This is a genomic window from Anaerotruncus rubiinfantis, from assembly GCF_900078395.1.
GTDB lineage: Bacteria > Bacillota > Clostridia > Oscillospirales > Ruminococcaceae > Anaerotruncus > Anaerotruncus rubiinfantis.
The window spans coordinates 13,832-24,416 of the sequence record NZ_FKLA01000006.1 but is presented as its reverse complement, the minus strand read 5'-3'; the positions used below and the strand labels follow the sequence as shown (position 1 = coordinate 24,416).

Below are 10,585 nucleotides of genomic sequence, written 5' to 3'. Positions count from 1 at the left end.
ATGCGGGGATTCAGAGAAGCGTTTGAAGCCTATGGTGCGGATTATGGGGCCACAATGGCGCGGTTTATGGGAAGCGAGACGATGTATCTGCGGCTTCTGGATATGCTGTTCCAGGATAAAAACCTGCAGAAGCTGGGCGACGCAGTCGCGTCCGGCGATCTGCGCGGCGCGTTCGAGGCGGCGCATACCCTGAAGGGGGTGGCCGGGAATATGGGGCTCACCCCGCTGTATGATGCGGTCTGCGCCATGGTGGAACCGCTGCGGACCGGACAGCAGTGCGCGGACTATCCGGTTTTATATCAAGTGGTACAGGAGGAATTTCAAAGGGCGAAGATCTTTCGGGACGATTTGAAAAGGACGGTGGAGTAGAATGAGGCTTGCGCATGAGCTGGAAACGCTCCTCAGCAGCATTCCCAGCGGGCTGTGCGTCTACCGTCTGGAGGGCGGACAAATCCGCCCGGTGTTCCATAATTCAGCTTTTTGTACGGTTTTGGGTTTTTCGGACGAGCATATCTTCCAGGATGGGCAGGAGTTGTCCTTCTCCAATATATACGAGGAGGATCTGCCGACCCTGCGGGAAAAAATCTGCGGACTTATGAAAAACAGTGCGGGGATGTCCCACACCTTCCGGGTATTCAACGACAGGATGGGGGAATACCGCTGGCTCCATGTCGAGGTTTCTGCCAAGCAACAGGGGGACGGCCTGTTTTTTTATGCTGTTTACAGTGATGTGAGCGAACAGGTGCGGCTGGAGCGGGATCTGACCGACACAAATGGAAAGATGGGGGATATCATAAACGCCATTCCGGGCGGTGTGGCGATCTATAAGGTTTCCGATATTTTTGAAACGGTGTATTTTTCGGACGGCGTCCCGCAGCTGTCCGGATACACCGTTGCGGAATACCGCGAGATGGTCAAATGCGACGCGGCTGAGATGACCTATTGGGAGGATACCGGCATGGTGGTATCCCGGGCCAGGGAGGTCATCCGGACCCGCGGGGTTGATGAACTGGAATTCCGCAAGCGGCATCGGAACGGGCATATCGTGTGGGTGCGCGCCCAGGTAAAATGGATCGGGGAAGAGGATGGATGCGCGCTTTTGCACTGCGTGTTCCACAATATTTCAGATCTCAAGGAAGCGCAGCTTGAGATGGAGCATCTGGTCAATTCGATCCCGGGCGGCATTGCCAGTTACCGGGTGGAAGGGAATCGGTTTATCCCCACCTTTTATTCGGACGGCGTCATGGTGCTCTCCGGCCATACCAGAGAAGAATATGAGGAGCTGGTGCGGGACAACGCGCTCGATATCATTTATGAACCGGATCGGGAACGGGTGCTCGCAGCGGCGCGGGCGGCGGTTCTGAGCGGTGAAGTTCTGGATGTTTCCTATCGGATGCACCATAAGGATGGATCCCTCATCTGGATCCATCTCAATGGCCGCCGGCTGGGACCGCTTTCGGAGTCCACACGGTTTTACGCGGTTTTTACGGGAATGTCTGCGCAGACGCATCTCTTTCAGAATATTGCAAATGAAACGGCGGATGGAATTTATGTGATCGCCAAAGAAAATTACGAACTGCTCTATGTCAATGAATCCAAGGCCCTTTTTCTCAAGGAATCGGATTGTATCGGAAAAAAGTGCTATGCGGCAATGCATGGGAAGGATGCGCCGTGCGAATTCTGCACGCTGAACAGCCATGCGGCGGATGCGCAGGAACACGAGATGCCGGTTGACGGGACCGACCGGTTTTACAAAACACGTTTCCGGGAAGCCGATTGGAATGGAATCCCGGCCTACATCAAATATGTCCGCGATGTCACCGAGGAAGTCAGGACCCGGAAGGACAAAGAGCGCCTGGAGATGTATTTCCGGACGGTGGTTTCCAATCTGCCCGGAGGGATTTCGGTCATCCGCTGTGATCCGGACGGCAATATGACGCAGGAGTTCATTTCCGACGGCTTTGCCGCAATGACGCATATGACGGCGGCACAGGTGTCCGGGTTATATGGCCGGGATATCTTCACAGGTTTTCATCCCGGGGATGTCCCGGCGCTGCGGGAAAAACTGCAGGCCTATGCAAAAAAAGGCGAGGGGCACTGTGAGCTGGCCGGCCGGATCAAACGGGGCGACGGCAGAGGCTATGTCTGGGTTAAATGCACCCTGTCGCTCTTGCAGACGGAGGATGGCGTCCACAGGATCTATGCCGTATACACAGACATGACGGCCGCGGTCAGAGAGCAGGAAAAGATCCGCCAGCAGTATAAGGAGATGCTCCTCCAGCATTACCGCACGCCGGGACCGAACGCCCTGATCCTTGGCCACTGCAACGTCACCCAGAACCGGATCCTGGAGATCATCGACCATACCGATTCCAACCTGATGAAAGTCTTTGGCACGAACCGGGAGAATTTCTTTACCAGACTGTCCGACATGATTGTCGGGCAGGAAGATCGGAGTTCCTTTTTGAACACCTATCTCAATGCCCCGACGCTGGCTGCTTTTTCGCGGGGAGATACCGAGCGTATCATGGTTTGCTTTGTCAGGCTTCCAAAGGAAGAAACCGGCCGTTATGTCCAGTTCAAGGTGAATTTGGTGGAGACTCCGGACACCGGAGACGTCACGGGAATCCTGACGGTCACCGACGTCACCGAACAGGCGATTTCTGAGCGGATACTGCGCCAGCTTTCGGTCACGGGCCATGATTTCATTGTGGATGTGGATCTCCTGCGGGATCGCTACACCATCCTTTCGTGCATAGAGGACACCGGCAACGTTCCGCCGCGCCAGGGCCGCCATTCCGAATGGATACAGAAGATGGGCAACTGCAAAGTTGTGCCAAAAGACCGGGAACAGTACCTGCGGGGGCTGGACCCTGTGCGTATGCCGGAGCGGCTGAAGCGGGAAGGGGCATATACGTTTGCTTTTTCAGTTGTGGATGACAACGGGGATATCCGTACAAAAAATATGACTGTTTCCGCCGTGGATCTGCGGTTGGGCAGGATTTGTCTGTCCCGGACGGACATCACGGATTCCATCCGGGAACAGCAGGGCCTTCTGCATATGATCGCGTATACCTTTGAACTCGCGGGGTTCATCAATGTTGGCAGCGGCCGCCTGACCATGCATACCCGCCAGACAGTTCTGGAAAACCTGGCGCCTTATATCGTTGAGCAGTATGATCATGCGGTGGCGTATTTCGCGGGCCGTTACGGCGTGGAAAAAGACGGCGAGGCCGGCGAGCAGTTCTGCCTGGAGACCATGCTCCGCCGTCTGCATGAAAAGCCGGAAGGCTACGACTTTGTGTTCCCCTACCATGCGGACGACGGGCTGCGGTATAAGCAGATCAACGTGCTGTGGGGGGATCAGAACCATCGGACGATCTGCATGGTGCGGGCGGATGTAACAGATATGCTGGCCGCGGAACGGGAAACCAAAAGGAATCTGGAGGACGCGCTTACGCAGGCGCGCAATGCCAACCGCGCCAAAAGCGATTTTCTTTCGGCGATGAGCCACGATATCCGCACGCCAATGAACGCTATCATGGGGATGACCACGCTGGCAGCCGCTTATATTGACGATCCCGAACGTGTGAAGGACTGCCTGCAAAAGATTTCCGCGTCTTCCCAGCATCTGCTGAGCCTTATCAACGATGTCCTGGATATGAGCAAAATCGAACAGTCCAAAATTGCCCTCAACCGGATGTATGTCACGCTTGCCGACTTGGTGGGACAGCTTTCTTCCATCATGGCGCCGCAGGCCAGGGCGGCGGGGGTTCTGTTGGATGTCCGGATCGCGGACGTTTCCCACCGCAGCTTTTATGGGGATGGGCTGCGTATCAATCAGATTCTGCTGAATATCCTGAGCAACGCGGTCAAATTCACTCCGGAAGGCGGGCGGGTGGACTTTTTGATCGAGGAAGTTTCCCCAGCCCGCCATACGGGATGGGTTCGTTACCGGTTCACTGTGAAAGACACAGGAATCGGAATTCCGGAGGAATTCCTTGCACATATTTTTGATCCGTTTATCCGTAGCACCCTGGTGGCCCGTATCGAAGGAACCGGACTTGGGTTGAGCATCGCAAAGGGGCTGGTCGACCTGATGGAGGGCAGCATTTCTGTGGAAAGTACGGTCAATAAAGGTTCGGCCTTTTACGTTGAGCTGGAATGCGAACCTGCGCCGGCTGGAGCGGACCCTTGTCCGGATGCCGCTGGCAGCAGACTTTTCCAGATAAAGGCGGACCGGTTGTTATGCGGATGCCGTTTTTTGGTGGCGGAGGACAATGCGATCAACGCGGAAATCCTCTGTGAGCTTCTCCGGCTGTTTGGTGCGGATTCGGTTGTAAAAGCGGACGGGGCGCAGGCTGTGCGGGAATTCAGGGATGCGCCGGAAGGAACCTATGACGCGATCCTGATGGATATCCAGATGCCGGAGATGAATGGATATGAGGCGGCGCGCGCGATCAGGCGGATGGAACGCGCGCAAGCAAAAACCATTCCGATTGTGGCAATGACGGCCAATGCCTTTGCGGAGGATGTACAGGCGGCGCTGCAGGCGGGGATGGATGCGCATGTGGCCAAACCGTTGGATGTAAATGTGCTGCGCTCGGTCCTGAGTAAGGTGCTGGGAAAGGGAATGCCGGATCGGAGCCTGCAATGAAACCGCGCAATAGGCTGACGTGCTGTATCGGTTGATCCTTGAAAACTTTCCACCGCTTGCCTTGGATTGTGTGGAAAACCTTCCCGCCCTAAAGAAGCATAAAAAACGGCGGTCTCGCAGAGACCGCCGTTTTTTATGCTTCTTTAGGGCGTTCAGCCTTCCCAGATCGCTGGACGGGTGAAGGTCTGATCTTCGACAGTGACTGTCATGACCGGGCAGATCACTGGCCGGGACACCGGGATAATTCCATGGGAGGTGGCAATCACGGTGTCTTCGCTTTTGGTGCCGGTGATGGAAGGATTCCAGCAGAATGCCTGGTTTTCCTGGATGAGGCCCGGCGTGGAGAAATCCACCCGGTAATCGCGTCCGGCGTAGCCGATCGGCCCGCCCTGATGATGCAGTTTGAATTCTTCGCCGTAACCGTGCGTTTCGTACGCTTTCTGCCCGGCTTCCAAAGCCGAAACAAAACTCTGGCCGGGGATGGAATTGGCCATAAGGGTGCAGTCGATTTCCACATTGGCGCGGTATTGGCTGGCCAGCTGGCTGGAGACGGGGACAAAGTTCATCAGCCGTGTGCAGCAGATGATGAGCCCGCGGTACCGCATATTTCCGCCGAGCTGAACCCGCTCACGCACAATTCGGTCGGTCGGGACAGGGTGCCGGTAATTGGAAATCCGGTCATCCGCCGCGCACATGGCGGACACAACGTCGAGGCCGGTTTCGCGAATGCGGTGCGCAAGCTTGCCGATGATGGAAAGCTCACTGTCGCCCGGGCGGGCCTGCGCGATGGTTTCCTCGATGGCGCGGGCGGTCAGATACCCGCCCACAAGGTAGCGTTCCACTTCAGATTCGGTCAGCGAGAAACGAAGGAGCCGGATCTCATTGGAGATGTTCGGCCCGGCCGGATTGCCATGATCAAAACCGACCTTTCCGGACGGGACAAGCCGGCGGATCGTTTCGCCTTCAAACGCATTTTCATACCAGGTCTGGCAATGGATCGGATAACCCAGATCTTCAAGCTTTTCCTCGTCACGCATCCGGGCCGCTTCGATATTGGTGGTGATTGCGTACTGGCTGTCCCGGGTGATCAAAAGGCCGCAGTTGCCCATTTCGCCCAACCCGACATAGTTGATGCCGCCGCCGGTCATCCAAGCGAAATTATCCTGCCGCTTGAGATAAACCGCGTCGAGCGAGAGTCGTTCAAGGGCTTTGCGGATGCGGTCCAGCTTGATTTGGATCTCTTCCATGATTGTCATATGTAAAATCCTCCCCGTATGAAAAGTTTAAAATAAATTGCCTTGGGCATCAAATTGCCAGGCGTAGGGATCGCTGAGAATTTCAAAACGGCCGTCGCCCCTGAGCGTTCCGGCAAGGTTTTCGGACACCTCGATTTCGGTCAGGCAGAGGGTGTTATGGATTCGCACCAGGGCCGCGTCCGCAAAATTGGCCAGATTGCTGGTTTTGATGCAAGCCTGGACCGCCTGCTGATCGTTTGGCAGGACCATGGGGATCTTGACGCCGCCGGTGAGGGTGGCGGTCAGGGTATTTGGATAGGTTTGTGTGAAATCGAACTTTTCAGCAGCCCGCCGCGTGGTGAAATCGGCCATCCCGAGGCCGTTCCCATTCCCCTTGGATTCCTTGGAGATATCGAGGATCAAAAGCCGCTTGATTTTGGGCCCGCCGCTGATCCATTCGGAATGGTAACGCCCGACGACGTTCGTGTCAAATCCGGCACCGCTGATATTTTTACCGATCTCATCGATGATCAGCGTATCCAGCTGGTCGAAGTGCAGGCGCGGCGCGTAGGACTTTGCCATCTCGAGCAGGCGGGGTTCCTCCGAAGCGATCTCCTCCCTGCGCAGCACGGCGCAGGCGGCGGTTTCATGAAACGCGTTTTCCACAAGCCCCACAGCGCACAGGATGTTCAGGTGCCGGATCGCCTCATTTGCAATCTCGGGGATATGCTCCGGCATGCGGCCAAACCCCAGATTATGCGCAATATCCGCGCCTTTCTGTTTGCCCAGGCCGATGGTGATCATCTTCATCAGCCCCGATTCATAAGGGCCGCGGAAGCAAACATGCGGCTTGATCCGGTTAAGCACAATCAGGTGATCGGCCTCATACGCCAGCCGGTCGGTCAGCACAGGAAGGCCCGAAGCGGTGCGCCCCAGCTCCACGGTGTCCATGGTGGCGCGGATCGGCGCGCCAACGGCATCTTCCGTATAACCCATTCCGCGCAGCATGGCAGCCTGGCCTTCGGCCGTGGCCCCTGCGTGGCTGCCCATGGCCGGAATGAGAAACGGCTCGCCGCCCGCTTCGCGCACAAGTCCCACCAGAGTTTTTACCGCAAGCGGCTGATTGGCGATGCCGCGGCTGCCCACGGTGATTGCCACGGTTTGGCCGGGACGGACCGGGTCAAGCAGATGTTTTCCATGAACCTGCCCGGAGATCTGCTGCGCAACGTCAACCGGAGCGGGATGTACAAAATGCTGTCGGACTTTTACCATCCGCGGGATTTCGATGCCGGAGAGCAGGTTTTCAATGGTGGACCAGTTCCCATTCCCTCCGGTGCGGATCATACCGCCACCTGGCTCTTGGCCTTGCTCTGCCGGTAGGTTGACCGGATCTGCATCAGGATGAATACAGCGGCCAGCAGCAGGAAGGCCAGGGAGATCGGACGGGAGAAAAGGATAGTCCAGTCATTTTTGGAGATCTGCAGGGCGCGGTTCAGATTCTGTTCCGCCATCGGCCCCAGGACGATGCCCAGAATCAGCGGCGCGCCGGGATAGCCGTACTTTTTCATGAACAGCCCGACCAGGCCGAAGATCAGCGCGACCAGGATGTGATAGACCTGATTCGACTGGGAATAGGCGCCCACGATGCACAGGATCAGGATGATTGGCATGAGGATATTGATGGGAACCTTGAGGACATACGGCGCGACCCGTGCAAAGCCAAGCCCCACGGCGAGCATGAGGAACTGGATGACGAACATGCCGGCGAAGATGGCGTAAACAATATTCGCGTTCTCCACAAAGAGCAGGGGACCGGGCTTCACGCCGATCAGAACCAGCGCGCCGAGCATAACCGAAGTGACCACATCGCCGGGGACGCCCAGGGTGAGCATCGGGATCAGCGCGCCGCCAGTGGTGCCGTTGTTGGAAGATTCACAGGCCGCGATTCCCTCAAGCGAGCCGTTGCCAAACTCCTCCGGCCGTTTGGAGACCTTTTTTGCCACGTCATAGGCAAGGAACGCGGAGATTGCGCCGCCAGTGCCCGGGATGATCCCGATCAGGACTCCGAGGATGCCCCCCAGAACCGAAATCTTAAAGAAGGATTTAATTTCCTGGAAAGTGGGAAGCAGGTTTTTGACCTGTTTGCCTTTGATGTCGGAACCATCCTTGCCGTGGCTGCCGACCTGTGAGAGAACTTCGCTCACCGCGAAGATTCCGATCAGCACCGGCAATAGCGGGAAGCCGTTCATCAGGTAGTGATTGCCGAAGGTGAAACGGGAAGCCCCGAGAATCGGATCGGTCCCGACCGTGGCGATAAAGAGCCCGGCCGCGGCGCTGATGAGCCCCTTAAAGATATTCTTGCCCGACGATACCGCGACCATTGTCAGGCCAAAGACCGTCAGCGAGAAATAATCGGCCGCATGGAACTGCAGTGCGATTTTGCTCAGCTGCGGGGCGATCAGGATAAGACAGAGTGTGCTGATGATACCGCCGACGAACGACGCGATCGCGGCAGTGCCGATGGCTTTGCCGCCATACCCCTTCTTTGCGAGCGGGTACCCATCCAATAGAGTGGCTGCTGCGGAAGGCGTTCCAGGCGTGTTGAGCAGGACGGCCGAGACCGACCCGCCAAACATCGAGCCGCAGAATACGCCGCAGAGCATGACCAGGGCGATATCGCTGGGCATCCGATAGACCAGCGGCAGCAGCAGGATGATTCCGATGGAACCGGAAAGGCCCGGCAGCGCGCCGATGACAATCCCTTCGACCACGCCGAAGAGCATAAACAGGAAACAGGCCGGCTGAAAAACAGTCGCGAAGCCTGATAAAAGTGCGCTTAACATGCATTGCCCCCCTTAAAACCACCGGCATTCCGGCAGGAAGATCATAAAGACTTTTGAGAAAAGGACATAGATCACCACGCTGGTAACGATACTGATGATGGCGGCGGAAAGATATTTGCGGTAACCGAACAGCATCATTACGGAAAACAGCAGCAGCGGCGTGAGCAGCAGGAAACCAGCCTGCCGCAGAAGCCCGACATAAAGAAACGCGATTGCGGCGGTGGCCGCGATCGGCCGGATTGTTGCCCAGTCGAGCTGTACCTGGACATTCCGGAATCCTTTCATGCAGGTGAACACCATCTGGATGGCGCCCAGCAATATCAGGCAGAAACCGATCACCCGCGGGAAGCCGCCCGAACCCAGACCAATTTTTGCGGTGGGGAGCGACGACGAAAGTACGAACGCTCCGATTCCAAGTATAAGGGTTCCGATCGCGGCTAACAGATCAGAGATCCTGGTGTCTTTCACAGATAATTCCCCCAATCAGGGCCTCGTGACAGGCCCCTGCGATAAAAATCGGCCGCACAGGAGGTCCCTGTACGGCCGGCGACTGTCGTTTGGAGCGTCGCAGCAACCGCTTTTGTCAGTTAACTGGCCTTGTAGCGGTCGCCGAGGCCCTTGGACTTGATCAGTTCCTCAAAGCGTTTGTTTTCCGATTCCATAAACGCCTTGAAATCGGCGGTGTTCTTATACGCCGGGACAGCGTCCATGCTCTTCATCTTTTCAACATAACGTTCATCTTCCACACATTCCTTGATGATGTCATGCAGCTTTGCAATGAGCTCTGGCGGGGTTCCCTTCGGAACGACCACGCCGCGCCACTGTTCGATGGTGAGGTCAAGTCCGCTCTCCTGCGCGGTGGGGACGTCCGGATATTTCTCAAACCGTTTGGAACCGAAGTTGCCCAGGATTTTGAGCTGTCCGGCGTCCACGTTGGTCATGCCCTCCGGGGCGTTGCACATGGCCGCGTCAACCTCTCCGCTGAGCAGGCCGGTGACGGTCGGGCCGCCGCCGCTGTAGGAGATGTGCGAGAATTCCGCGTCAACCGCCTGCTCGAAGAGCAGGGCAGCCAGATGGTTTCCGCCGCCAACGCCCGCGTTGCCGATCGAAATCGTGCCGGGAGCCGCTTTTGCGTCCGCGATGAATTCATCCAGAGTGTTCCATTTCGCGTCGGCGTTCACCAGCAGGTAGTTGTAGCTTTCCACGATCTGGATCACCGGCTCAAAGGAAGTGATGTCGTAGGGGACTTCGCTCATGTGGATTTTTGAAACGTGGGCGGTGTTGACATGCATCACCTTGTAACCATCCGCTTCAGCGTCCATGAACTCGGTGCTGCCGGTGACGCCGGAAGCGCCTTCGACATTTTTGATGACCATCGGCTGTCCGTTCGCGTGGTCGGCGAAGACGTCGGCCAGCGCGCGGAACACGAGGTCACCGCCGCCTCCGGCCGCCCACTGGACAGTGGCTTCAACCGGTTTTGCCGGGAAATCCGCAGCGGGGTCCTCAGCGGGCGCCTCACTGGAAGGTGCGGCGGGTTCGCTGGATGCGGCGGGCGCCGCGGACTGGGCAGGCGCTGCGCTGGATTGCGGCGCGGCGGACTGGCCGCAGCCGGACAGGCATATCAATGCGATTGCTAATACGAGAGAAAGGGTTCTTTTCATTTTCCATCCTCCTTATTCAAGTCTGCTTCTTTTTGCGAGTGGGAATTTCCCCTCGCTAATATTATGGTACATTCACAAAATGTGAAAAGTAAGTGCAAAAAATGCTGTGCATGTTGCAAAAAGTGCTCTTGTCGATTATAATAGGCGTATATTTTGAAAGGGCTTGTCCCGGCAAAAAGGAGTGCGCAC

The 10,585-nt window shown here is 56.8% G+C and carries 7 protein-coding genes; 2 read left to right on the top strand and 5 right to left on the bottom strand.

Going from position 1 to position 10,585, the window contains the following annotated elements; genetic code table 11:
* The gene (locus tag BN4275_RS00360; RefSeq protein ID WP_066452490.1) at positions 1–369 is read left to right on the top strand and encodes an Hpt domain-containing protein; all 369 of its coding nucleotides are present in this window, start codon (positions 1–3) and stop codon (positions 367–369) included.
* A gap of 1 nt (position 370) precedes the next feature.
* A complete protein-coding gene (locus BN4275_RS00355; RefSeq protein WP_066452489.1) occupies positions 371–4,657 on the top strand; it encodes a PAS domain-containing protein in 4,287 nt (1,428 codons plus the stop codon).
* Between the two features lie 152 nt (positions 4,658–4,809).
* On the opposite strand, the gene BN4275_RS00350 is transcribed toward BN4275_RS00355, so the two are convergent.
* The 5 genes from BN4275_RS00350 to BN4275_RS00330 form a co-directional block, all read right to left on the bottom strand.
* On the bottom strand, positions 4,810–5,913 hold the full coding sequence (locus tag BN4275_RS00350; RefSeq protein ID WP_066452488.1) for a M24 family metallopeptidase: 1,104 nt from the start codon (positions 5,911–5,913) through the stop codon (positions 4,810–4,812).
* 27 nt (positions 5,914–5,940) lie between these two features.
* Positions 5,941–7,236 carry a nickel pincer cofactor-dependent isomerase, group 22 gene (locus BN4275_RS00345; RefSeq protein WP_066452487.1) on the bottom strand — a complete coding sequence of 432 codons (1,296 nt, stop codon included), beginning with the start codon at positions 7,234–7,236 and terminating at the stop codon, positions 5,941–5,943.
* A complete protein-coding gene (locus tag BN4275_RS00340) occupies positions 7,233–8,735 on the bottom strand; it encodes a tripartite tricarboxylate transporter permease (protein ID WP_066452486.1) in 1,503 nt (500 codons plus the stop codon). Before BN4275_RS00340 ends, BN4275_RS00345 begins: the two co-directional genes overlap by 4 nt.
* Before the next feature lie 12 nt (positions 8,736–8,747).
* Positions 8,748–9,203: a tripartite tricarboxylate transporter TctB family protein gene (locus BN4275_RS00335; RefSeq protein ID WP_066452485.1), complete on the bottom strand. Its 456-nt coding sequence runs from the start codon at positions 9,201–9,203 to the stop codon at positions 8,748–8,750.
* A 119-nt stretch (positions 9,204–9,322) separates the two neighbouring features.
* Positions 9,323–10,396 (bottom strand): tripartite tricarboxylate transporter substrate binding protein, encoded by a 1,074-nt coding sequence (locus BN4275_RS00330; RefSeq protein ID WP_079987957.1) that lies wholly within the window; start codon positions 10,394–10,396, stop codon positions 9,323–9,325.
* Positions 10,397–10,585: the final 189 nt, after the last annotated feature.